The 24049-nt window shown below is 44.5% G+C and carries 20 protein-coding genes and 1 riboswitch; of the genes, 11 read left to right on the top strand and 9 right to left on the bottom strand.

All coding sequences use genetic code 11. The features are described from left to right. Nucleotides 1-2 precede the first annotated feature (2 nt). The 3 genes from MHN32_RS08260 to dapA are packed head-to-tail and all read right to left on the bottom strand — an operon-like array spanning nt 3 to nt 2843. Nucleotides 3-1208 carry a PLP-dependent decarboxylase gene (locus MHN32_RS08260; protein ID WP_239421482.1) on the bottom strand — a complete coding sequence of 402 codons (1206 nt, stop codon included), beginning with the start codon at nt 1206-1208 and terminating at the stop codon, nt 3-5. Then, nucleotides 1208-1948, bottom strand: coding sequence for a 2,3,4,5-tetrahydropyridine-2,6-dicarboxylate N-succinyltransferase (locus MHN32_RS08265; RefSeq protein WP_206471668.1), 741 nt, complete (start codon nt 1946-1948; stop codon nt 1208-1210). Before MHN32_RS08265 ends, MHN32_RS08260 begins: the two co-directional genes overlap by 1 nt. Before the next feature lie 10 nt (nt 1949-1958). Then, nucleotides 1959-2843, bottom strand: a complete 885-nt coding sequence (gene dapA, locus MHN32_RS08270; protein WP_206471669.1) for a 4-hydroxy-tetrahydrodipicolinate synthase — start codon at nt 2841-2843, stop codon at nt 1959-1961. A gap of 115 nt (nt 2844-2958) precedes the next feature. Next, nucleotides 2959-3137, bottom strand: a riboswitch (Lysine riboswitch). Nucleotides 3138-3279: 142 nt separating this feature from the next. On the opposite strand from dapA, the gene MHN32_RS08275 reads away from it, so the two are divergent. Then, the gene (locus MHN32_RS08275) at nt 3280-5007 is read left to right on the top strand and encodes a response regulator (protein WP_239421483.1); all 1728 of its coding nucleotides are present in this window, start codon (nt 3280-3282) and stop codon (nt 5005-5007) included. Here the strand turns inward: MHN32_RS08275 and MHN32_RS08280 are convergent. Together MHN32_RS08280 and MHN32_RS08285 are read right to left on the bottom strand one after the other, a co-directional pair. Beyond that, a complete protein-coding gene (locus MHN32_RS08280; protein WP_239421484.1) occupies nt 4993-5610 on the bottom strand; it encodes a hypothetical protein in 618 nt (205 codons plus the stop codon). The two genes, MHN32_RS08275 and MHN32_RS08280, sit on opposite strands and share 15 nt — an antisense overlap. Nucleotides 5611-5769: 159 nt before the next feature. Beyond that, nucleotides 5770-6645, bottom strand: coding sequence for a TraB/GumN family protein (locus MHN32_RS08285; RefSeq protein ID WP_239421485.1), 876 nt, complete (start codon nt 6643-6645; stop codon nt 5770-5772). A gap of 528 nt (nt 6646-7173) precedes the next feature. On the opposite strand from MHN32_RS08285, the gene ilvG reads away from it, so the two are divergent. From ilvG to can, 9 genes are all read left to right on the top strand, one after another. Then, complete coding sequence (gene ilvG, locus MHN32_RS08290) at nt 7174-8835, top strand: acetolactate synthase 2 catalytic subunit (RefSeq protein ID WP_239421486.1); 1662 nt, start codon at nt 7174-7176, stop codon at nt 8833-8835. Continuing rightward, entirely contained in the window at nt 8832-9074 is a 243-nt protein-coding gene (gene ilvM / locus MHN32_RS08295; RefSeq protein WP_010376329.1) for an acetolactate synthase 2 small subunit, read from the top strand. Before ilvG ends, ilvM begins: the two co-directional genes overlap by 4 nt. Nucleotides 9075-9094: 20 nt before the next feature. Beyond that, on the top strand, nt 9095-10018 hold the full coding sequence (locus tag MHN32_RS08300; RefSeq protein WP_239421487.1) for a branched-chain amino acid transaminase: 924 nt from the start codon (nt 9095-9097) through the stop codon (nt 10016-10018). 92 nt (nt 10019-10110) lie between these two features. Then, the gene (gene ilvD, locus MHN32_RS08305; protein WP_102055915.1) at nt 10111-11967 is read left to right on the top strand and encodes a dihydroxy-acid dehydratase; all 1857 of its coding nucleotides are present in this window, start codon (nt 10111-10113) and stop codon (nt 11965-11967) included. Nucleotides 11968-11969: 2 nt separating this feature from the next. Next, nucleotides 11970-13511, top strand: coding sequence for a threonine ammonia-lyase, biosynthetic (gene ilvA, locus MHN32_RS08310; RefSeq protein ID WP_010607768.1), 1542 nt, complete (start codon nt 11970-11972; stop codon nt 13509-13511). 57 nt (nt 13512-13568) lie between these two features. Further along, nucleotides 13569-14003 (top strand): hypothetical protein, encoded by a 435-nt coding sequence (locus MHN32_RS08315; protein WP_206471674.1) that lies wholly within the window; start codon nt 13569-13571, stop codon nt 14001-14003. Between the two features lie 122 nt (nt 14004-14125). Beyond that, on the top strand, nt 14126-15178 hold the full coding sequence (locus MHN32_RS08320; RefSeq protein ID WP_102055918.1) for an ABC transporter substrate-binding protein: 1053 nt from the start codon (nt 14126-14128) through the stop codon (nt 15176-15178). Nucleotides 15179-15205: 27 nt separating this feature from the next. Beyond that, nucleotides 15206-16402, top strand: coding sequence for a methyltransferase (locus MHN32_RS08325; RefSeq protein WP_239421488.1), 1197 nt, complete (start codon nt 15206-15208; stop codon nt 16400-16402). Next, nucleotides 16402-17070, top strand: a complete 669-nt coding sequence (gene can, locus MHN32_RS08330) for a carbonate dehydratase (protein WP_239421489.1) — start codon at nt 16402-16404, stop codon at nt 17068-17070. The genes MHN32_RS08325 and can overlap by 1 nt, the downstream gene beginning before the upstream one ends. A gap of 66 nt (nt 17071-17136) precedes the next feature. On the opposite strand, the gene MHN32_RS08335 is transcribed toward can, so the two are convergent. Next, a complete protein-coding gene (locus MHN32_RS08335; RefSeq protein ID WP_010607773.1) occupies nt 17137-17406 on the bottom strand; it encodes an accessory factor UbiK family protein in 270 nt (89 codons plus the stop codon). A gap of 191 nt (nt 17407-17597) precedes the next feature. On the opposite strand from MHN32_RS08335, the gene rep reads away from it, so the two are divergent. Next, the gene (gene rep / locus MHN32_RS08340; RefSeq protein ID WP_010607774.1) at nt 17598-19613 is read left to right on the top strand and encodes a DNA helicase Rep; all 2016 of its coding nucleotides are present in this window, start codon (nt 17598-17600) and stop codon (nt 19611-19613) included. Here the strand turns inward: rep and MHN32_RS08345 are convergent. The 3 genes from MHN32_RS08345 to elbB form a co-directional block, all read right to left on the bottom strand. Beyond that, nucleotides 19599-22169, bottom strand: coding sequence for a diguanylate cyclase (locus MHN32_RS08345; RefSeq protein WP_211867561.1), 2571 nt, complete (start codon nt 22167-22169; stop codon nt 19599-19601). The two genes, rep and MHN32_RS08345, sit on opposite strands and share 15 nt — an antisense overlap. Before the next feature lie 222 nt (nt 22170-22391). Further along, nucleotides 22392-22784 carry a cytochrome c5 family protein gene (locus MHN32_RS08350; protein WP_239421490.1) on the bottom strand — a complete coding sequence of 131 codons (393 nt, stop codon included), beginning with the start codon at nt 22782-22784 and terminating at the stop codon, nt 22392-22394. Between the two features lie 244 nt (nt 22785-23028). Beyond that, on the bottom strand, nt 23029-23679 hold the full coding sequence (gene elbB / locus MHN32_RS08355) for an isoprenoid biosynthesis glyoxalase ElbB (RefSeq protein WP_239421491.1): 651 nt from the start codon (nt 23677-23679) through the stop codon (nt 23029-23031). Between the last annotated feature and the right edge of the window lie 370 nt (nt 23680-24049).

The raw sequence follows: 24049 nt of genomic DNA on the forward strand, positions 1-24049 counted from the left end.
GTTTACCTCAAATAACTTGAAGCGGGCTCTGCTTCACGGACACAGCTGATTTCTCCAGCTGAGATGATGTACTCAGCTGGGAGCTCATGACATAAAAAGAACGGCATACTTTCGGTGTAGCCGTAAGCGCCACACTGACTGAAAACAAGCCAATCGCCATCGGCACTGTCGCTTGGTAAGGCTAGGGTGCCTAATTTATCCAATGCTGTGCAAAGTGGACCATGAATATGAAAGTCTATGGTCTCAGCTTGAGACTGGCGTAACAATTCAGCGGGGAAAGCTTGCCCGGTAACCGCTGGACGCAGCAGGTGATTGACACCGCCTGCGACAATCAGTTGTTGTGCACCGTAGTTTTGCTTTTGTTCCACCACAGGGTTGAGATAAAAACCACATTCGCCAACCGCATAGCGGCCTAACTCCATCCATAATTCTTGCACTTGCGTGGCGGATTTTATCAATGCGAGCGTGTCTAATAATTTCTGCCAATCGAGAGAAGGGCTTTGCCTATCATAGGGAATGCCAAGGCCGCCACCTAAGTCGAGTACCTTTAGAGTAATCCCTAAATCAGCAGCGAGCTGAACTAAAGGTGCAACCATAGCCTGCCAAAGTTCAGCGAGTGTATCGCTGCAGAGCATATTGCCCCACTGGAAAATATGCAGTCCGACAAAGTCTAGGTAGGTGTAGTCACTTAAAGTTAGGGCTTGCCACTGCTCTGCGCCAAGACCAAAAGGAGTCAGCGTATTGCCACCAAGTGGATTGTGCTCTGCTTTATCAAAGCGTAACTGCACCCGCAGTAAAACTTCAAATTGAAGCTCAAACTCTTCGGCCACTTGATTTAACCAGCGTACTTGATTGTGACTTTCAGCCACGAAAATACGTACGCCTTGTGTGGCAAAATGACGGATCTGCTTTAGCGATTTGGCAGGACCTGTGTTGAGCACGCGTTCAGGTGCGATCCCTTGAGATAACACCTGATCAAGCTCGCCGCTAGATGCCACATCAAAGTTAAACCCAGCGTTATCTAGGGTTTTAATGATATGTGATAACGGATTCGCTTTTACGGCATACCAAAGCTTAACGATTTGCTGATCAACTAAGGGCTTAACATGTGCACTTAGCTTATCTAAATCGTAGCAAAAGAATGGCGTATCTTGTTGCTGGATCAATGCCTCAGCTGCGGTTCGCTGTGACGTGCTCAACCAAGTCATTAGCGTAGAACCTCTTCCAGCGCCAGTGATGCATCACTTTGTTCATCACGGTATTTTACGATAAGTGCGCATGACATACTTAGTCCTTGCTCGCGCGCCCACTCACTTGAGGCTGGACGAGAGCCTGGGATCACTATCGCGTTTTCAGGGATGGCTTCACCTTTGTCAAGCAAGCGCTCGTTCACGCAGTCATAGACAGGAATACTTGCTGAAAGGCGCACACCCGGTGCTAATACGGCACCGCGTTTAACAACAACCCCTTCAACCAATACACAGCCTGCACCAATAAAGGCATCGTCCTCAACAACAACAGGGCTTGCTCCAACTGGTTCTAATACACCACCCACTTGCACCGCTGCGCTAAGGTGGACATTTTTACCAATTTGCGCGCAAGAACCAACCAACGCATGACTATCTACCATAGTACCTGAATCAATATAGGCACCAATGTTGACATAAGCCGGTGGCATAATGATTGTGCCCGCTGCGACGTAAGCGCCACGTCTTACACTGCTTCCGCCAGGAACCATACGAACGCCATCTTGGGCAGCAAATCCGCGTGGTGCTAAGTTGTCTTTATCAACAAATCCACCTGGGAATTCTGTATTTACGCCATTTCTAAATGCCTCAAGGATCCCGTGTTTTACTTCTACGTTAGCATGCCAATGGCCTTGCTCATCCTGTGTTGCCGCACGTACTGTGCCATTTTCTAAATCGTTTAGTAGGGTTAACCAGCTCATGTTTACTGCCTTAATTCCAAGATAAAATAGTTTCGTTCGCGCGAGTGATCGCATCGGTATGGGTGAGTTCCAAATGTGTCAGTGGCGGGCGCAAGTTTGGACTTGTGAGCTTCCCTTGCAAGTGCATTAACACTTTGACTGGTATGGGATTTGCCACTGCAAATAAGCTATTTGCAGCTTCTGACCAAGTGGTAAATAAATTAGGAGAGGTGCCGCTTAACGAGCGCCTTACAAATTCTGCGGTTTGCTGTGGCCATGCGTTTGCTGCAACAGACACCAGACCCGTTGCACCTGCTTGTGCAAAGTAGGGCATAAGGCCATCGTCGCCGCTATAGATGGCGACATCAGGCGCTGCCTGACGAAATGCTTCAAAGGTGGCAATATCACCACTGGCTTCTTTTAGTGCCCACAGATTAGGGTGGCAAGCTAGTTCGCCGAGTAGGTCAGGGGCGATAGCAACGGCACTGCGACCAGGTACATTGTAGAGCATGCAAGGGTTATGGCTCTCATCGAGTAGCGTACTAAACCAATGCGCCAGACCAACTTTGCCGGGCTTTGCGTAGATTGGTGAGCCAAGTAAGAGCGCATGAATGGGCTGCGAATTACAAAAGCGCACCCATTGTGTTTGCTGCTCAAGATTACTGCCGCCAACGGCAACCATAAGTGGTACGCTTGGGGCGAGCTGGCAAACAAACTCAACGATTTGTTGCTGTTCTTGTTGGGTAAGCGCAAGGCCTTCGCCGGTACTGCCTAGTAAAAGAATACCGTTACGAGCTTGCTCTTGATCGCGTACAAGCGTCGTTAATGCGTTAAAATCAACCTGATTTTCAGCATCAAAAGGCGTTACTAAGGCCGTCCACAACGGATAGTCAGATAAGTTGAATTGTGATTTCATCTCTACCGAACTTAAATCATGTTCGGAGTTAGGAGGGTGTCCAAACTTCGAACTGTTAAAATTCGAAGAGCAATGGACTTAAAAAGGATAAGGCAGCCAATGGCCTTATTTTTCTAAGACCAGAAGCTCTCCACCAAGTATGTTGGTGACAGTCGCTGGGATTCAGCCCAGTCGCCCGAAATGAGTATTAGCAAACAATAACTCAATTTCTCGGCGTATATTCCCCTCACTAAGCTGCAACGGAGTTTGCTCTCCTTCACTTAGTTACCTGAATAACGCACCTCTTCCAGCCCTCAATTTGACGCCGTGGCATCAAACTATCTAAATAGGGTGAACGCGCATTGAAACATTTTGGCCGTCTAGGTGTCAAGCATCGGACTGTAAATAATGCGATTGTTAACTACACTTAACATTGCAGCTGAGACAATGCTATGAGATGAAAAACAAAAATATGTCGCTAATAAGTAAAGTTAAAAATCGTTATATCGGGGCATTACTTGCTATGGCTATATTGTTGTCGATGGCGATGGGGGTTATGCAATATCTACTGTATCAGCAGAGCCTAGATGCACACGTAATTAATATTGCGGGTATGCAGCGGATGTTGTCCCAACGTATCGCGCTATATAGTGCGCAAGACAATCAACGAGATAGTGAAGCGCTACGTCAAGCCATTGATAAGTTTGAAAGTAATCATGAGTTTTTAACTAAAACAGAAAGTAGTGGAGAGGCTATTTATCTGAATGAGGCGCTTACAGCGCTTTACTACCAAGGGCCGGTGCAGTTGGATTTGCAAAGTACTACTTTTGTCACTTTATCAAGGTCTCGGTTACAGCAATCCACTCCTCAATTAATGGAGCAAATCTTTACTGCGTCTCAGCATATACTCCCAAACCTGAATGATGCCGTTTCACTATTCGAGCAGCATGCGCGAAGTAAAACAGAGATGGTGAGGAAAATAGAATTGTTAATCTGGCTACTTGGACTGTTGCTACTGTTTATAGAAGCGAAACTTGTATTTCGCCCAATGGCGCGAGAAATTGCTGAAGCACTCGATAAATTAGAGGCGGCAAGAAAGCTTGCTGACGATGCATTACACTCAAAATCACGATTTTTAGCGCGCGTTAGTCACGAGCTAAGAACACCATTGCAGGCCATTCAGGGGTATTTAGATGAATATCTGAGGAGCAAAGAAACGCAGCAATTACAGCATGTGAAAAGCGCAGCAAATCAATTGGATGTATTACTCTATTCGGTTCAAGACTTTAATAACCTTTCCGAGCAAGAAGTGGTTATTGAGCGTCATCAAGTCGCATTGCGAGAAGTAATAAAGTCAGCTTGTATCGCCTTTCAACTAACCGCACACAAGAAATCTCTCGCTTTTAATTTGGCATTGAGTAATGAGTTAGATGTGACTTGTTATTGTGATTGTAAGCGTGTTGGTTGGTTGATCAGTGAATTGGTTAATAATGCAATTAAATTTACTGAGCGTGGCAGCATTCAAGTATTTGCGGATTTGGTTATAGATGAAGATACACCATATTTAGAATTTGTCGTTGAAGATACTGGGCCTGGGTTCGACTATCAGCAGTTACGAGAAGCTGTGCATAGCGAGCATTTTCAAGGCACGCAGTTAGGGCTGAAGCGTTGCCAATTACTCACCTCAGCGCTTGGAGGACGATTAGATTTTAGTGCAAGGGAGCCAATCGGTACAAGAGCAATCCTGAGAGTCCCTATTGAAATTGACAATCAACAGGTACCGGCTCATACAATGGAGCAGGTGTCGGCTCGCATTTTACTGGTGGAAGATAATTTACTAAATGCACGCGTGATTGAAAAAATGCTTCAGCCCATAGCAAAATTGGTAACGCATGTCGAACATGGTGAAGGTGCCCTTGAAGTATATGAGGTGGGTAAGTTTGATATCGTGCTAATGGATTTGAATATGCCTGTGATGGATGGCTTTGAAGCCACTGAGCGTTTGAGAAAGCTAGATCCAGCTGTGCCTATTTTGGTCGTGACCGCAAATACCAATGCGGAGGATCTGGATAAGGTCTACGCACTTGGCGCAACGGCTCATTTGTATAAGCCGTTGCAACCGGATGTGCTGCATAGCAAAGTGGCGCTATTACTGAATAAGTGTGGAGACTTAGTCTCGTCTTAAACGAATATTTCCAACTCCGACTTCTGCATCGATGGAATACTGGCCTTGACCACGATAGTCTGTTGTCGAGCCAACCATACTCTTTTCGGAAGTTTCTACGTTGCCAAAACCTGACATTGCCGTTTTACCAACACCTGAATCTAAAGACACTTTTTTGAAATCGGTGGTGGTAGTCTCAATTTTAATTTTTCCTACGCCTACCTCTAAATCAGCAGAGTTATTAAGATCTTGAATATCAATTTTGCCAACACCAACCTCAACATCTAAAGCCAAATTAACAGGCACCTTAACTTGCCAAGATAGTTCATAATCATCCGAATTGATCTCAAGTGATAATTTATCCCCTGATGTGTTGCTGTTTAGGGTGGCCTCACTCACATCTGGCTTACCAAACCAACTGTCTGACTCTTTCGGTTCAACCAAAATTTCGACCTCTATGGTGTCGCCGTTGTAAGTTTGTAGGTCGATTTTACCTACGGCAATATCCACTTCTAACTCGGCTAGGCTATTGCTTGAGAATGATGCTGTAATGGTTTTTGAATCTTCTGCTTGTGCAGTCATTGCCGCTGCACTTAATGCTAAAACTAACGCTACCTTTTTCATTACTTTTTACCTTCAACGAGAGTGTTTGAAAGGTAAGTCGCACATAAAAATGAAAAGGTTTAAAAAGATTTTTATTTTTTTAGGGCGTGTTAATGGAAGTATCTGTTTAACACGCCTACAAAGTAAACTGCTTACCTCTTGGCAAGATAGCGCTGAGTGTTATAGTCGGGTGACTGAATAACCATTGTTTTTAAGCTGCTCAACAAGGCCATATTTTTCAACAAGATGTAATGCACCAACGGCAATAAACGTTGATTCATTGGGGAGCTGCTTTTTAAGCATTTTCACCCAGTTATTATTGCGTTCAATGATCATCAATTGCTCGGCTAGTTTGCCATATTTATCATCCGAAAAACTTACCTGATAGTAATGCGATAATTTCTCTAAATCGCCGCTTCGCCATGCGGAAACTAAATCCAAGAAGTAGGTGTTCAAATCAGACATCTGTGCAAATGTTTCCTTGAGCATAGCGTCACTATGAATACTCAGCTGACTGAACATTTCAAGCTGATATTCTAAGGTTTCAAATTCACCAATTGGGATCTTCTTTTCGTTTGCGTAGGCAATTACTTGTTTATCGATGCCATTGGTATCGGTAAATCCAAGCTTTTGATATTCCAGTTGTAGCATAGTTATCATCACGGCCCATGGCGCATAGCGTTCAAATAAGGCGATATCTATCTGCTTTTTGGAAAAGTAGTCTTGTAGCTTCTGATAGACTTCTGCAGAGAGCTGATCTTTTAGTGTTTGGTTGTTTTTTAACAGCATAAATGGCATGGAGCGCTGTTGGATCGCAAATGGAGAAAGCGCCTCTAAGTTCACTTCAACCATGACTTTATCACTACTCGCAATGGCGCTTTTTACCTTGGCTGGTAAACCATGCATTTGTTCGTCACCGACGTGGACGGTACCAAATAAGTACGACGTTTTGTTGTCCTTTTCTACTTTCCACAGGCCAACTTCTGCGTTGGCGAGATTACTGAAAAGGCTTAAGCAAAGATAAATAAATAACAATGGTGAAAATACTTTAACCATAGTAATGATCCCTGTTGGTTTTAAAGGGTCAGTCTGCGATATCGAAATGTGAATGTCACTAAAAAATGAAGTGCGCTTAGGCGGTAGAAAAAATTTCATATGGGCAAATCGGGAAAGTAAATTTTTCGTTATATCGAAACTGAACCAATAGAAAATTCGCATTTTAAAATGTGTGGTTTTTTTAATTCTTTAGTTTGTGGTTTTTTGGTTTTTTTATGCGTTAAACTCGGATTTTTAATTTTAAATAGCATAGTTTTTTGTGTTGACTTCAGTGTGCAAGGCGCGGTATTAATAGAAAAAGAGGCAGCACAGTGCTTACACTGAATGATTGCCAAGTTTAAATTTACGGAATTCAAGCAATGTTACTAACAGCAACTCTACTAGTCGTGATTATCAACGTGGTGATTATTATTACCGCGGGGGCTAGTTAGTGCTGTAAGAAAAGTATCAGCATAAACGCCCCCCGCACCAAAAGGTTCGGGGGGCGTTTTCGTTTTAGGGCATAAAAAAGGCAACTGAGAGCAGATCATGAGCAATTCAACAACCGGCGCACAACTTGTTATCAAGGTGCTAGAAGAGCAAGGCGTTAAACACGTATTTGGTTATCCTGGTGGTGCCATCATGCCCATTTATGACGCTTTGTATGGCGCGCCAGTTAAGCACTACTTGACTCGCCATGAGCAAGGTGCTGGCTTTGCTGCTGTTGGGTATGCTCGCAGTACAGGTAAGCTTGGAGTTTGTTTCGCCACTTCTGGACCCGGCGCGACGAATCTTATCACCGCACTTGCTGATGCCATGATGGATTCAGTTCCGTTACTGGCTATCACGGGGCAAGTGCCGACCGCTGCTATCGGTTCGGATGCCTTTCAAGAGGTGGATGTGTTGGGCATGTCTTTGTCATGTACTAAGCACAGCTACATGGTTGAGCGAGCGGAAGACTTGGCTGAAGTATTACAAGAAGCCATGTACTTAGCGCAGTCTGGTCGGCCCGGTCCGGTGTTGGTCGATATTCCCAAAGATATCCAGTTAGCTAAAGTACCTTTTCATCCTTTTGCTGCGCCACAAGACGAACAGCCGAAGGTTTCACAAACTGAAGTAGCAAAAGCCAATCAATTATTATGTGACGCTAAACGACCTGTTGCCTACATTGGCGGTGGCGTGCAAAGCGCTGATGCGCAGTCACAGCTGATGCAATTTTTAGAAAAGACCCATATGCCGGCCGTATCGACGCTAAAAGCTTTGGGCAGCGTAACGCCGGATTATGATTATGACTTAGGAATGCTAGGTATGCACGGTACTCAAGCGGCTAATTTGGCGGTTCAGCAATGCGACTTATTGGTATGTATCGGGGCACGGTTTGACGACCGTGTAACGGGGAATTTGGCAAAGTTTGCTGCAGGGGCAAAGGTGATCCATTTAGATATCGACCCTGCAGAAGTGGGTAAACGCAAACCCGCAGCGGCTTCGCTTATTGCAGACTTAAAACAGTCATTGCCACAACTTGAGTGTGTGGTTACGAATAGCGAATGGCTAGAGACTATCGAAGCACTGAAACGTCAACATGCGTGGCGCTATGACTATCCTGGCGAAAAAGTATTTGCACCGTATTTGTTAAATCAACTTAGTCAAAAGCTACCCAATACAGCGGTAGTTTGCTGCGATGTAGGCCAACATCAAATGTGGGTAGCGCAGCACATGAAATTCAGTCATCCAAGCAATCACTTAAGTAGTGGCGGTGCAGGCACGATGGGATTTGGCTTACCAGCTGCAATTGGTGCACAGATAGCACGTCCAGATAACACGGTGATCACGGTATCTGGCGATGGCTCCATCATGATGAATATTCAAGAGTTGGCAACCATCCGCCGTAATAACCTGCCCGTTAAGATATTGATATTAGACAATCAAAGGCTGGGTATGGTGAGGCAGTGGCAGCAACTCTTTTTTGACGGTCGTTACAGTGAAACCGACCTATCAGACAATCCTGATTTTGTCTCATTGGCTGCCGTGTTCGGTATTCCTGGACAGACAATTACTCATGCAAACCAAGTAGATGATGCCGTTGACGCCATAGTGAATGCGCAAGGGCCCTATATTTTACATGCTTGTATCGACGATAAAGAAAACGTATGGCCGCTTGTTCCACCTGGTGCTGCCAATGATGAAATGATGACGGAGAGCCTTTCATGAAACACCATTTAACCGTTGCAGTAAAACAACAGAGCATCGCAGTGGAGCGCTTTTTACGCGTAGCCAGACATCGCGGATTTCGCTTAACGAATTTGGAATTACAAGGTCAAGATGACTTATTCCACGTCAAAATGACGGTAGATAGTGACAAACCTATCTATTTATTAACCTCACAACTGAGTAAGCTAGTAGAAGTGCAAGCGGTTGACTTGCATACACTGCAGAAACAGGCAATTTAGAAGAATTAAGGTAGTTAACAATGACACAAACATCAGAAGTAATTTGGCATAACGGTGAAATGGTTCCTTATTTTCAAGCGACCACCCATGTGCTTAGTCATGCTTTACATTATGGCAGCTCAGTTTTTGAAGGGATCCGTGCTTACGATACGCCAAATGGTCCAGCTGTTTTCCGCTTAACCGATCATATTCAGCGCCTCTTTGATTCCGCGAAGATCTACCGTATGGAAATTCCTTTTACCCAAGAGGAAGTAATTGCGGCATGTAAAGAGACAATCCGTGCAAATGACTTTACCAATGCTTACCTTCGTCCATTTGCATTTTTAGGTCATGTCGGCCTTGGTTTAAATCCGAAATCGCACCGTGCAGATATGACTGTTGCTGCGATGGAATGGGGTGCGTACCTTGGTGAAGAAGGCTTAGCGCAAGGTGTTGATGTGTGTGTTTCTTCTTGGAGCCGCCTTGCACCAAACACCATGCCTACAGCGGCTAAAGCGGGTGGTAACTATTTATCTTCACAGCTTATTTCAGGTGAGGCGAAGCGTAATGGTTATGTTGAAGGGATCGCGCTTGATGTTAATGGTTATCTGAGCGAAGGTGCTGGTGAGAACTTATTTGTTGTGAAAAAAGGCGTGCTTTACACCCCGCCTACCACAGCTTGTATTCTACCAGGTCTTACGCGTGACACTATCATCCATTTGGCGAAAAAACGCGGTTATGAAGTACGTGAAGAGCCGATCGCTCGCGAAGCGCTTTATCTTGCTGATGAGTTCTTTATGGTTGGTACCGCAGCGGAAGTAGTACCTGTTCGCAGCGTAGATAAAATTACGGTTGGTAATGGTGGTAGAGGTCCAATTACGGAAGAGTTACAGCAGGCCTATTTCGATTTGGTTAAAGGTCAAGCTGATGATGAAAATGGCTGGTTAGAGTACGTAAACGAATAATTTTATTGGTATCGGGGCCAAGCGGCCCGAACAAAAAAGTATTGTAAATTGTGGGAATGAGGAGCTCGGCATAACCGAGAAAAAGGTGAAACATGGCTAAATTACGGAGCAAGACAACTACTGAGGGCAGACAACGCGCGGGTGCTCGTGCATTGTGGCGAGCAACGGGAATGACGGACAGTGATTTCCATAAACCGATCGTTGCGGTCGTGAATTCATATACCCAATTTGTTCCGGGTCATGTTCACCTCAATCAACTTAGCGCATTGATGGCTGATGCGATAACAGAAGCAGGCGGCGTACCTCGCGAATTTAATACTATTGCTATTGATGATGGTATCGCCATGGGTCACGGCGGCATGCTTTACTCGCTTCCGTCTCGAGACTTAATTGCTGATTCGGTAGAGTACATGGTTAACGCTCATTGTGCCGATGCTATGGTCTGTATTTCTAACTGCGACAAGATCACCCCTGGTATGCTACTTGCGGCACTGCGGTTGAATATTCCGGTGATCTTTGTTTCCGGCGGCCCGATGGAAGCGGGAAAAACTCGTTTAGCGGATATCGATCTAAAATTGGATCTTGTCGATGCCATGGTAAAAGGCGCAGATCCGACGGTGAGTGATGAAGACTCTGAGCAAGTTGAGCGCTCTGCTTGTCCTACTTGTGGTTCGTGTTCAGGCATGTTTACTGCCAACTCCATGAACTGTCTTTTAGAAGCGCTGGGCTTAGCGTTACCTGGTAATGGTACGACACTAGCGACACACAAAGACCGCCAACAGCTTTATTTGGGCGCAGCAAATCGCATCATGGCTTTATGTGATGAGTACTATGGTAAAGACAACGAGCAAGTGCTGCCACGCAACATTGCTAACCAAGCCGCATTTATGAACGCCATGACATTAGATATCGCGATGGGCGGTTCATCCAATACCGTGCTGCATTTATTGGCGGCTGCGCAAGAAGGCTTTGTCGATTTTGATATGAATGACATAGACCGCTTATCTCGTAGCACACCCTTTTTGTGTAAAGTTGCTCCGGCAACACAACAGTATCACATTGAAGACGTTCACCGTGCTGGCGGCATTATGGCCATTCTCAACGAGCTGGCCAGAGGCGATAAATTGGACCTGTCGGTGGGGCATGTTGCTGGCGGAAATCTAGGTGAAGTTATTGCGCGTTGGAATGCCGCAGACAGTGATAACGAACGGGCACAAACTTTCTATCGCGCGGGACCTGCTGGGATCCGCACTACCCAAGCTATGAGCCAAGAGTATCGCTGGGATGAGCTTGATTTAGACCGTGAAGGCGGCTGTATTCGCTCTATCGAGCATGCCTTTAGGCAAGATGGCGGCCTTGCAGTATTAAAAGGTAACTTAGCGCCTGATGGTTGTATCGTGAAAAGTGCCGGGGTGGCCGATGAAATGCTGCGCTTTACGGGGCCCGCTGTAGTATTTGAATCTCAAGACGATGCCGTCGAGGGAATACTGGGTGGCCAAGTTAAGAAAGGTGATGTAGTGATCATTCGCTACGAAGGGCCTAAAGGTGGTCCGGGTATGCAAGAAATGCTGTATCCAACTAGCTATCTTAAATCGATGGGGCTAGATAAAGACTGCGCTTTACTTACCGATGGTCGTTTTTCCGGCGGTACTTCTGGACTTTCTATTGGCCATGCGTCTCCAGAGGCTGCCAGTGGTGGCAATTTGGCGCTGGTTGAAAACGGCGATGTTGTTGCCATCGACATCTATAACCGCAGCATTGACGTTAAATTGGATGACACCGAGTTGGCGCTGCGCCATGAAAAGCAACTCGCTCGTGGTAAAGAAGCGTACAAACCAGTTAACAGAGAACGTTATGTGAGTCCCGCACTAAAAGCCTATGCACTGTTAGCAACGAGTGCCGACAAAGGCGCGGTACGTGACTTACAAAAACTAGAGGAGTTAGGCTAGCGATGGTTTCCCAAGAGCTTGATTACTTTAGAGCCATTATTCAGGCGAATGTGGCACCGCTCGTTGAGGTAACGCAAGTGAATCAATTAGAGCAAATGTCCGCCCAGCTTGGTAACCAAATTTGGCTAAAAAGAGAAGATCAACAGCCGGTCTATTCTTTCAAATTGCGTGGTGCGTATAACAAGCTACGTCAGTTGCCGAAAGGAGCGCGGGTGTATACTGCTTCTGCGGGTAATCATGCTCAAGGGGTTGCACTAAGTGCAACGCATCTAGGTCAGCACGCCACCATTGTAATGCCTGTGACTACGCCAGAGATCAAGGTCAACGCGGTTCGTAAGCTCGGTGGTGAAGTGATCTTACACGGCCATCACTTCGATGCGGCAAAGCAGTACGCGCTAGATCTTTGTGCAGCGCAAAGTGGTGTTTTTGTCCCGCCGTTTGATGATAAAGATGTGATCATCGGCCAAGGTACGGTGGCGCGAGAGTTAATTCAGCAACTTGATGAACTAGATGTCGTATTTATTCCTGTAGGAGGTGGTGGTTTGCTTGCGGGAATGGCGGTGTATTTGAAGTCACTTCGCCCTGATATCCGTATTATTGGGGTCGAAGCTGAGGACAGTGCATGCCTTAAAGCCGCGCTTGAAGCGGGAGAACCCGTGGAGCTTGAGCGAGTCGGTGGCTTTGCGGACGGCGTGGCGGTAAAGCTTATTGGTACAGAAACTTTTCGATTAGCACAAAAGTTCTGCGACGAAGTCGTGACGGTTAATGCCGATGAAATTTGTGCGGCGGTTCAAGATATTTTTGTGGAGACGAGAGCAACTGCAGAGCCTTCCGGCGCGTTATCAACTGCGGGCTTGAAGAAGTGGCTCGCGCAAACGGGCGAAAAGGGGCTGAGTGTTGCGGCTATCTTGTCAGGCGCTAATTTAAACTTCGATCGGTTGAGGTATATCGCCGAAAGAACGGCGCTAGGTGCTAAACATGAAGCATTGCTCGGGGTGACTATTCCTGAAGAAAAAGGCAGCTTTAAGCGTTTTTGTCACTCTCTTGGTGGTCGAGCGATCACTGAGTTTAACTATCGCTATGCTGGTTGTGGCGAAGCGCAAATTTTTGTTGGTGTTGGGCTTAGAAATGGCCAGCAAGAGCTAACTGAGTTAACCGCTTCGTTGCATCAAAACGGCTACCTGTTTGATGACTTATCAGATAACGAATTGGCAAAGTTACATGTGCGATATATGGTAGGCGGCAAACCGCCGAGCGTCATGAATGAACGTTTATTGCGGTTTGAATTTCCTGAATATCCAGGCGCATTAGCGCGCTTTTTAGACATGCTCGGCTGTAATTGGAATATTACTTTATTTCATTATCGCAATCACGGCGCGGCACAAGGCAATGTGTTAGCCGCTTTTGAAGTAGAGCCCAGTGATTATGAGCGCTTTGATGAACATCTTGCAAAGTTAGCGTATCAATTTCAAGAAGAAACAGATAACCCGTGTTTTACACGCTTTTTGCATGGCGAGCAGTTAGCAAAGCAAAAGGCTGGATAATAAGTACTGAATTAGGTACATTGGCCATGAAAGTACCTAATTTTATCAGTGAATTACATGATTAGAAAAAGAACAAATAAGGACATCTTCATAACGTTAGTTGCAAGGCTTTTACTGCTTGCGGGCTTATATTTTGGTGCGAGCGCGCTTTGGCCAGATCTGTTTGAACACACACTTTTCTTGCCAATTGCGTTTGCAATAACAGTGATATCGGTCGTATTCCAAGGTGGTACAGGTACCAACAGACGCCCAGAGCAAATGTTATTAAAAGAGGGCGAGAAGTTAATGCTCATCTACGGGGCAAATAAAATTATGATGCCAATAGCGCAAGTTGAGTCTGTCGCTATTGATGATAATTACCTTGGGATCATCGAGAAGAATAATGGTAATGGCTATGACATTATGTGCAAAGGCAGCCAAGAGCAGATCTATCATCACCTTAAGAACATACTAGGTACACATATAGAGAATTGCAACGTACAGCTGCTTTGAACCCTAGTCAGTTAAAGTAGTACTTAACTCACTGTTATATTCAATACTTACCCAATCTTAATGGCAGCCTGAGCACCTTAAACTATAGTTAGCTATTATCAGTTGAAAAACGCAAGGATATGATGTTTAGGTACTATGTTGCGTTATTACTTTTATTTTTGAGCACTCAAATTGCAGCCCTTGAAAAAGTCACATTACAGTTAAAGTGGACGCATCAATTTCAGTTTGCTGGTTACTATATGGCAAAGGAAAAAGGGTTTTATCATAGGGAAGGGTTAGACGTTCATATTCTTCCTGCCGATCCCAATAATCCTAACGTTGATTTTCGTGTGTTATATGGTCAAGCTCAGTTTGGTGTGTTTCACTCAGGCCTCTTAAAACAAAGACTCAATGGTAAACCCTTTGTGGCGCTTGCTGCGATACTACAGTCTTCTCCTTATTGTTGGATGGTAAGAGCCGACAGTGATATTTATGTTCCTCGTGATTTTCAGGGGAAACGCCTCAGTCATTTAGGACACACAGAAAACGGTGAGTTGCTCATGATGTTGCAACGTGCCGGCGTCAATACACAAAATATGCGCTTGTATTCAGGCAATGAGCCACTGAAAGACTTTATCGCTGGTAAATTTGATGCGATGCAAGTTTATAGCACCAATGAGCCTTATGCAGTACAGCAAAGCGGTCTATCAACCCGTGAAATTTGCCCAAAGCAGTTTGGTTTAAACGTTTATGCTGACGTGCTCTTTACTACGGAAAGCGTACTAGAAAACCGCCCTGAGCTTGTTAAACGCTTTCGTCGTGCGAGCCTTAAAGGTTGGCGATACGCTATGTTACATCTAGAAGAAACCTTAGCGATAACGAAGCAGCAATACGCTACCCAAAAATCCTTGGAACAGCTCGCATTTGAGGCAGAGAAGTTAAGGGAGTTCATAAAGGTGGCTAATATTCCAATTGGAACAATGTCAACGGCAAAATGGCAATGGATAGCACAGCTATATCACTTAGATGTGAGTCAGTTTCATGAACACAAAGCGCGCTTTATTTATTCAGAAGTGAAGAATGAACAACCTAAGTTATCTTGGGTGTTGATTATTGCAGCGATTTTGACATTGGTTTGTATTCCAATGTATATCCACTTAATTTTTTCTCGTAAATATCATCAACAATTACGCTAGAATAAGGGTATTGTTTCCCTGACAACCGTGGCCATTGTGGAACCGAGCAAACGCTTTCAACTTCTAGATAAATTATTATTCGATACCCGACAATATTGGCAAGTCGTTGCTTTTGAGCATCTCACTATTCCTTGGCCACAACTACAATCTGAATTACTGCGATTAAGCGACGATGCAGTATCAACATTAGACAGTGACACTGATGCCCTTCTTACTTTTTTTAGTCGCTATATTCCCGAACTTGAACAACTTACGGTCTTAAGTGCTTTACCGCAAAAAGTGGGCCGTAGAGATGAGTTACCGTTTTGGCTGAGCAATGGCATAAAGGGACGTAAATTACAGCAACTTCAAGACTTTGTTGCCGCAGTAAACGAAACTAAAGCATCGGTACTAGAGTGGTGCGCAGGTAAAGGTCATTTAGGCCGATTGCTTTCTTATCATGGCGCGCCTGAAGTGAACAGTATTGAGCTTCAAGCAGATCTGTGTCGACAAGGAGAGGAAAGTGCGAAGCGGCAAAATCTAAACTTGCATTTTCATTGTGCCGACGTGCTGAAAGATGACATACATCACCACTTCGTTGAAAACCGCCATGGTATTGCCCTGCATGCATGTGGTGAATTACATCGTGTATTTATGCACCAAGCAGTGGCGAATGGCATGAAAAAGCTATCGCTCTCTCCATGCTGCTATCACTTATTTACACCACCTGATTATCAAGCCATGAGTGTTGAAGCACAGCAGAGTCAGCTCAACTTATCTCATCACGATATGAAGTTAGCGCTGCAAGAGACAGTTACAGCACCCGGGAGAGTGGCACAAGTACGTAAAAAAGAGGTGAGTTGGCGCTTAGGGTTTGATGCGCTGCGCAGAGAACTTACCGCAGATAAACATTACGTGAGTGTGCCTTCGGTCAATAAGGCTATTTTTTCGGGGTCGTTTAGTGAATTCTGTTATTGGGCAGCTGAGCAGAAGCAGTTCGTCCTACCTGATGGAATTGATTTTGACCAATATGAACGTATTGGGCGTGAACGAAAGCAAGTAACGGACAGAATTGAGCTAGTACGACACGTGTTTCGTCGTGCGATTGAGATCTGGTTGGTCCTGGATAGGGTTTTATATCTGCAAGCAGCTGGGTATGATGTCACCCTTAGTACTTTTTGCGAAAAGTCACTCACCCCAAGGAATATTTTGATACAGGCTGAACGTCAGTCGGAGAACCATTAATGTGTAATATGAGCCCAAGTCCACTGAGTCACTTACTCGATAATAATAAACAGTGGGCAGATCGCACCAATGCCAGTGATCCTGAGTTTTTCAAAAAACTGTCGCAACAACAGAATCCAGATTATCTATGGATCGGCTGCTCTGACTCTCGTGTGCCTGCCAACGAGATTGTTGACTTAATGCCTGGAGAATTGTTTGTTCACCGCAATGTTGCCAATGTCGTGGTGCATACTGATCACAACTGTTTGTCGGTCATGCAGTATGCGGTTGAGGTGCTCAAAGTAGATCACATTATGGTGGTCGGTCACTACGGTTGCGGTGGAGTGCAAGCGGTGCTCGATAATGCTAAGTTTGGCCTTATCGATAACTGGCTGCGTCATGTCGCTGATGTGAAAGAGAAACACCAAGCGATTATTGAACAAGTGAGCAAAGAAAAGCAGTGTGCGGCGCTTTGCGAGTTAAATGTGATAGAACAGGTGCGTAACGTGTGTCAGAGCAATATCGTTCAAGATGCTTGGCAGCGAGGTCAAGCTTTGACGGTACACGGGTGGGTTTATGGCCTTGCTGATGGCCTCTTAAATGAGGTGGTGAACGCCGTAGAAAATATGGAGCAACTGTCGCTTTGCTATGAAAAGTCTCTGCTTGGTGTCAACCAGCGCTATTGCTAGGGTCAACAGAGTTTAGAGATTGCGTGCGCCACAAGCGCACGCTTTACTATCCGAAGCTGTGGTTGCTTATTTCTGCGAGTCGGATGCTTGGCTGGCAAGTTGTGCTTCTAACTGCGCCACTTTTTCTTCAAGTTCAACCAATTTTTCACGCGTGCGGATCAGCACTTTGCTTTGAATATCAAACTCTTCTCTGCTAACAAAATCCATTTCTGATAATTTGCTCTGGATCGCCTGTTTCGTTCTTGCTTCAAATGTTTCAGCAAGATTTTTTACGCCCTGTGGCATGTTACTGGAAATTTGCTTAGCAATTTCTTCAATTTTGGCTGGATTAATCATCTTCTTACCTTAGCTTGCGAGTCAGTATACAAAGTCCATCTTACCTTATGCGCCGCAGACGGAAAAGGTTCGCTTCATAGTTTTACATGGATACGATAAACTAGGGCCTGTTTATAAGAATTCCTCAACCCCTCAGCACTGACAGTTGTAGCCAACATTGTGCCAAGCGAGAAGATAACCGGATTAGTTGCATGAAGCTCAACCCAAAACAAGACGAAGCGGTAAAATATATCAGTGGTCCATGCCTTGTATTGGCAGGTGCGGGCTCAGGTAAAACCCGGGTTATTACCAATAAAATTGCCTACCTAGTGCAGCAGTGTGAATACAAAGCAAAGAATATCGCAGCGGTCACCTTTACCAACAAAGCGGCGAAAGAAATGCGTGAACGTGTGGCACAAACTTTGGGCAAGCAAGAAGCTAAGGGTTTGTGGGTGTCGACATTCCATACATTAGGGCTGGAAATCATTAAAAAAGAGGTCAAGACCTTAGGGTATAAACCTGGCTTTTCCTTGTTTGATGATCAAGACACGAATCAGTTGTTAAGTGAACTCACTGAAAAAGAGCTTGAGCGTGATAAAGACTTACTCAATTTGCTGAAAATGCAGATTGGTAACTGGAAGAACGAGCTTATTTTGCCTGAGCGTGCTATTCGAGAAGCGCGAGAGCCACAAAAAGCGCTATTCGCTCAGCTTTATGCGCGTTATCAAACACAGCTGCGTGCTTACAATGCCCTAGACTTTGACGATCTTATTATGATCCCAACTTTGCTTTTGAATCAGTCAGTTGATGTGAGAGAGCGCTGGCAGCAACGTTTCCGCTATTTGCTGGTGGATGAGTATCAAGATACCAATACCAGCCAGTACCAGTTAGTGAAATTGCTGGTAGGTGAGCGCGCACGTTTTACTGTGGTTGGTGACGATGATCAGTCTATCTATTCATGGCGTGGCGCTAAACCGCAAAACTTAGTGCTACTGAGCAAAGACTTTCCAGGCCTAAGACTTATCAAGTTGGAGCAAAACTATCGTAGCGCAGGGCGGATCCTAAAGGCTGCGAATATCCTTATCGCCAACAATCCCCATGAATTTGATAAACAGCTGTTTAGTGAACTGGGGTATGGCGATCCGATCCGTGTGATAGCGACTCGTGATGAAGAACATGAAGCGGAGCGTGTGGTCGCCGAGATCATTTCACACAAGTTTATGAAACGTACCAGCTATCGCGACTATGCATTGCTCTATCGTGGAAATCACCAAGCTAGAGTGTTTGAAAAAGCACTCATGACCAACCGTATTCCATACAAAATTAGTGGCGGTATGTCGTTCTTTGCACGCAGTGAAATCAAAGACATCATGGCTTATTTGCGGTTCTTAGTGAATCAAGATGATGACAACGCATTTTTACGTATCGTCAATACCCCACGACGCGAGATTGGTCCGGTAACATTAGAAAAGCTAGGAAGCTTTGCCAACGAGCGTCATATTAGTCTATTTGCGGCGTGTTTTGAGTCAGAGCTTGCGGACCGTTTGGCGGGTCGTGGCTTAAATGCATTGATGGGATTTGCGCGCTGGGTGGTTGAGCTTTCCGACCGAGCAACCCGCGGAGATACCTTGGAAGCGGTAAAAGATATGATCCGTGAAATTAATTACGAAGCGTATCTTTACGAGTCATCTCCCAGCGCTAAAGCGGCGGAAATGCGGATGAAAAACGTATCAGAACTATACCGTTGGATAAGTGATATGCTCACGGGAGATGCTGATAACCCCGCCATGACACTGCCAGAAGTGGTAAGCAAACTCACATTAAGAGATATGCTTGAGCGCAATGAAGAGGAAGATGACTCAGATGCAGTGCAGTTATTAACGCTGCATGCGTCCAAAGGTCTTGAATATCCACACGTATTTATGGTGGGGATGGAAGAAGGGTTACTACCCCACCAAACGAGTATTGACGAAGATAATGTCGAAGAGGAAAGGCGTTTGGCCTATGTTGGTATAACTCGCGCTCAGCAAACCCTAACATTGACTTATACCAAAAGTCGTCGTCAATTTGGTGAGCAAATCACCCCAGAGCTGAGTCGCTTTGTACAAGAATTGCCGCAAGATGATTTACAAATTGAAGGGAAAAAGCCTGTAGCGACACAGGCAGAACGAATGGAAAAAGGTAAATCTAACGTTGCGAATTTACGGGCAATGCTAAGACGGGACTGATTCGTTATCAAAATTTTGGATAAAGGCTACACGTTCGTTGCCCTTATCCAACATTTGCTGTTTGCCAAAAAATAGCTGCAAGCCATGCTTTTCCAGTAAGCTTCTAAAGTTTAAAATCGCAGGACCTCGGGCGATGACCTTAATATTCTTCACTTTAGTAACGGCTAAAATACCTTGCAATTGAACCTCATAACTCGTTTGTTGTAAGACGCGTTTACTAAACGTCGAGCTTAATAAGACATAGGTAAAGTCAACTTGGCTGATCAGGGTTAGATCGCAGCGATCTTTACCAAAATTATTCAGTCCGATAGGGATCCCCATATCGGCCAAGGCTCTGAGATTTAATACTTGCTGACTAGAAGCAAAGCGAATTTCGCTCTCTTCGAAGAGTAAACAAAGTGTTTTGTCTTGCCGTTGTAGCTGCTGCTTTAACGCGTCAAAATGTGCACTTTCTAGTAACATTGCAGAACAACCAAATAGCATATCTTCATCGCGGTTACGTGCTATTTCTTGCGCTTTGTTTAGTAGATGCAATTCAATTTCAAGCAGCTGAGATTTTTCTGCGGCAAACTTTTTCAGAATATCAAAACTGGTGCTGCCTAATACTGGATGTTCGCCAAAGGCTTCCAAAAAGCCAATTGGCTGGGCGCTATCTGACCAGTTTACGATTTCCGTGCAGCGGAAGTGAGTAGGGAGCTTATCTAAGTGATGCTGTTCTTGTTGCTTCTGAGCGTTTGAGCTTGCGGTAAGTAATGGATGATAAAATTCATAGCGACCACGGCCAGCGTTTTTGGCATAGTACATTGCCGCATCGGCATCTCTGATAATTTCATCGGTGTTACGATACAGCTTATTACTATAGGTGATACCTATGCTGGCACCACTTTGCATGCATACTCCTTTCAAGCAGAAAGGTTGCTGCATGACTTTGATAATACGCTTGGCGACATCTTCCGCTTGCTGACGATCGGTTAGGTGATCAAGTAAGATCACGAACTCATCACCGGCAAGTCGTGCTAATAAATCGTGTTCACGAATACACTCTAAAAACGACTGAGCCACCCACACCAAAAACTGATCACCTGCTTGGTGACCTAATTCATCATTTATGTCTTTAAACTTATCTAAATCGATAAAGAGAACGGCAAAGTTATCTTCGGGGTAACGATGATGTTTTTGCAGCGTCTTTTCGAGCTGAGTTAAAAACAAACTACGGTTTGGTAGACCCGTGAGTGAATCATGATGGGCATCATGATAAAGCTGTTGCTCAATCTTTTTGCGCTCTTCCATCTGCATTTGTAGATGTAAATTGGCTTGCTGTAGCTCTTTGGTCTTCTCCGCAACTCGATGTTCTAACTGCTGGTGACTGATCTTAAGTGCTTGGTTCGCTAGGTGCGTTTGTAGTACAGAGGCAATCTGATTAGATACAAACGAGATCAGCTCAACATCATCATAATTAAATTCGTGTTTGTGCTCGTAAGCTTGGCATGCGATCAGACCGATGACGCCAGTAGCCGTTTTTAATGGTGCACCAAGCCAACTCGTTGCAGCAAGCTTGTGGTTATAGCCTGCAGGGCGCTCTACCGTGCCCTCTAGTGCTAAGGCTTTGGCACGGGTACTATCTATCAATTGGCTTTGCTCAGTACGAATGACCAGCTCACTATACCCTTTTGCAAATGGGCGAGGGTTGTAACTGGTTTTTTCATCAACGCTATACGGGAAGGTGAGCCAATTCGTCTCTTTATCGTAAAGCGCTATGTAGAGGTTGTCGGCAAAAGTAATAGAACGAATAATGTCGTGAACTTGTTGGTAAACATCGTCAATATCGGAGAACTGGGTTGCTAATTCAGAGATCTTGAATAAGATTTGCTGTCTTTCTAGCGCACGCTTACGGTTTTCTATTTCTTTATTAAGTGCTTCATTACTTTGCATTAGTGCCCGCGTGCGAATTTTCACTTCAGACTCTAGTAACTCACGCTTTTTAACGCGTTCAATCGCTGTGGCCAAATATAATGACATCACTTCAAGCAATTCAACTTGATGATCGCTATAGGATTGTTCCGCTTCGTAGCTTTGCGACACCATAACGCCAATGATTGCGCCATCGCGATAGATAGGTACACCTACCCAATGCTCTGCTTGACTACCCATTATCTTAAAATCGCCAGCATTGGCTCGCGATAGCATGTCGTCTTTGGTGAGGTAAACAGTTTCACCGGTTTTAAATACAAACCCAGTTACACCATCTTTGAAGTGATGTGCTTCATGAAGAGGGACAGAAATACCATCTTTCTCATCAACAAAATACGATAGCTCAAGCGCTTGAGTAAAGCGATTTTGCAGGACAACATAAAAGCTTTTGCTAGGTAAATATTGAGACAGAATATTGTGGATTGCGGGATACAACAAGGTAAGCTCAGCAACAGTACTAGCCTGTTCTGATAACTGAATTAGTGTGTATTGAAGTTGAGACTTTCTTTTATACTTTTTAAGTAAAGACTCTAATCTGGCGGTTCGCCGAGATAGTCTCCTAACCTGCTGTTGTGGCTCTTCCAATGACGAAACCAGTTCTTATTGTTGTTTAATTATTGAGCTTAATAGTTTCACTTTTAGCCGAAGCGGTCAAGTGTAAATTTCTCATTCCTGCTCGCTTTATAGAGCGATATCAAGCTAGGGTTAATCATGGCTTTTATGGCACTATATTGAGACGAAAATGCAGCGATAAACGCTGCACTGTCCAATAAGTCTTTTTACCCTAATATAGAGAAGTTGAAATATTTATTTGCTTGTCATGAAATCAATTGCTGCTGCAATCTCATCATCCGAGCAGTTCATACAAGTACCACGAGGAGGCATTGCATTGAAGCCATTGATCGCATGGTCTATTAATACGTCTTTACCTTTGGCAATGCGAGGCGCCCAATCGTCAGCTGTTTTTGGTGCACCTAGTGCGCCTGTGCCGTGACAAGCAAAACATGCTGCTTGATAAACCTGCTCACCTGAACGAGGTCCTGATGGCTCGGCTTCTGCAGCACTTTCAGCACCAGCTAAATATACTGAGCCGATAGGCTGAAGACGTTTCTTAATCGCTTCTTCAGTTAAAGAATTGTCGTATGGTTGCGCAACTGCGGCTGTTGATAGCAATAAAAGTGCTGCTGAAAGTTTTTTCATTTACCTTGCTCACTTCGTTTGAACGTGTTCAATCACGATAATGGATGACGGAATTATTGGGATTATAACGTCACCTGTTCATTTATAAAACGTAAACTTGAGTATAAATGGTTAAAACCATTAATTTATTGCGTTAGGGCAAGCTTTTTCGCCTAAATTTGCAATAACGTTAGGCCGAAATGTGAATCGATCGGCTCTAACGTTTTCCTTTACTATTACGAATGGGTAGGAGAAGCGATCGCTTTTATGCCATTTCGATTAGCTTCGTCACCGCCTTTTCGATACCTGTCGCGGCTTCAAGGATGGATGACGCCAGCATGTATGCCGGTGTACTAATCACTTTTTCATTATCATCAACGACGATCTCGGTCACTTCACAATCCACGTGCTTTGCACCAAGCGTATTAACTGCCGCTGCGGTATCAACATCATTACCTATGGTCGCGAGTGTACCCGGTGTATGGATATGGGCGATGAGTGCTGGTGCAATACATAAATAAGCAATAGGCTTTTGCTGATGATTGAACTCACGACATACGCGCTTTACGCTTTCAAGAATCGTAGAGTCTGCGCCTTTAAAAGCAAAATCGGAAAGGTTCTTTGCTACACCAAAACCTCCTGGTAATACCAAAGCATCGAATTCGTCAGCACTTAATGTTTCCAGATCTGCAATTTCTCCGCGTGCAATGCGGGCGGCTTCAACAAGAACATTACGACGTTCATCTTGTTCTTCACCGGTGATGTGATTGATCACATGGAATTGATCAATATTAGGTGCAAAGCACCGATAGCTTGCCCCTGCTTTTTCAAGATTGAGTAGTGTTAATACTGACTCGTGGATCTCGGCACCGTCGAATACACCACAGCCACTTAAAATTACCGCTACTTTTTTCATTCATTTCTCCCTTCAATGTCACATCATGCGCGCTATATGCATAAAAAGAATTATGCACGAATTAAAAAATTATAAAGGATCTTCTATGATCTTTGATCAATTGTGTTAGTATACTCCTCCGCTTGAGAAAATCAGGCTATTTTTTACTCACCTAGTTTGTTAAGCGTGACTAAAAAAATTCTTTATCCACAAAGCGGTAAAGATAATAACAATAAAAAAGGCACAAAAAACGCAAGTAAATCAAAGTTTTAATTTACACTCTGACTTTTAAAACAAAGTTCCGGAGCGATTTTTCGTGTTTGTCTACAAAGTTATCCACAGGTGCAGCACGATTTATCTAAATGATGAGATAACGCGAAACTCGTTTTAT

It is taken from the genome of Pseudoalteromonas sp. Of11M-6 (genome assembly GCF_022347905.1).
Classification (GTDB): Bacteria; Pseudomonadota; Gammaproteobacteria; order Enterobacterales; family Alteromonadaceae; genus Pseudoalteromonas.

Bases quoted from the DNA above. Each gene is read 5' to 3' on its own strand.
- MHN32_RS08260 (WP_239421482.1), bottom strand. From the start codon at position 1,208: ATGACTTGGTTGAGCACGTCACAGCGAACCGCAGCTGAGGCATTGATC.
- MHN32_RS08265 (WP_206471668.1), bottom strand. From the start codon at position 1,948: ATGAGCTGGTTAACCCTACTAAACGATTTAGAAAATGGCACAGTACGT.
- dapA (WP_206471669.1), bottom strand. From the start codon at position 2,843: ATGAAATCACAATTCAACTTATCTGACTATCCGTTGTGGACGGCCTTA.
- MHN32_RS08275 (WP_239421483.1), top strand. From the start codon at position 3,280: ATGAAAAACAAAAATATGTCGCTAATAAGTAAAGTTAAAAATCGTTAT.
- MHN32_RS08280 (WP_239421484.1), bottom strand. From the start codon at position 5,610: ATGAAAAAGGTAGCGTTAGTTTTAGCATTAAGTGCAGCGGCAATGACT.
- MHN32_RS08285 (WP_239421485.1), bottom strand. From the start codon at position 6,645: ATGGTTAAAGTATTTTCACCATTGTTATTTATTTATCTTTGCTTAAGC.
- ilvG (WP_239421486.1), top strand. From the start codon at position 7,174: ATGAGCAATTCAACAACCGGCGCACAACTTGTTATCAAGGTGCTAGAA.
- ilvM (WP_010376329.1), top strand. From the start codon at position 8,832: ATGAAACACCATTTAACCGTTGCAGTAAAACAACAGAGCATCGCAGTG.
- MHN32_RS08300 (WP_239421487.1), top strand. From the start codon at position 9,095: ATGACACAAACATCAGAAGTAATTTGGCATAACGGTGAAATGGTTCCT.
- ilvD (WP_102055915.1), top strand. From the start codon at position 10,111: ATGGCTAAATTACGGAGCAAGACAACTACTGAGGGCAGACAACGCGCG.
- ilvA (WP_010607768.1), top strand. From the start codon at position 11,970: ATGGTTTCCCAAGAGCTTGATTACTTTAGAGCCATTATTCAGGCGAAT.
- MHN32_RS08315 (WP_206471674.1), top strand. From the start codon at position 13,569: ATGATTAGAAAAAGAACAAATAAGGACATCTTCATAACGTTAGTTGCA.
- MHN32_RS08320 (WP_102055918.1), top strand. From the start codon at position 14,126: ATGTTTAGGTACTATGTTGCGTTATTACTTTTATTTTTGAGCACTCAA.
- can (WP_239421489.1), top strand. From the start codon at position 16,402: ATGTGTAATATGAGCCCAAGTCCACTGAGTCACTTACTCGATAATAAT.
- MHN32_RS08335 (WP_010607773.1), bottom strand. From the start codon at position 17,406: ATGATTAATCCAGCCAAAATTGAAGAAATTGCTAAGCAAATTTCCAGT.
- rep (WP_010607774.1), top strand. From the start codon at position 17,598: ATGAAGCTCAACCCAAAACAAGACGAAGCGGTAAAATATATCAGTGGT.
- MHN32_RS08350 (WP_239421490.1), bottom strand. From the start codon at position 22,784: ATGAAAAAACTTTCAGCAGCACTTTTATTGCTATCAACAGCCGCAGTT.
- elbB (WP_239421491.1), bottom strand. From the start codon at position 23,679: ATGAAAAAAGTAGCGGTAATTTTAAGTGGCTGTGGTGTATTCGACGGT.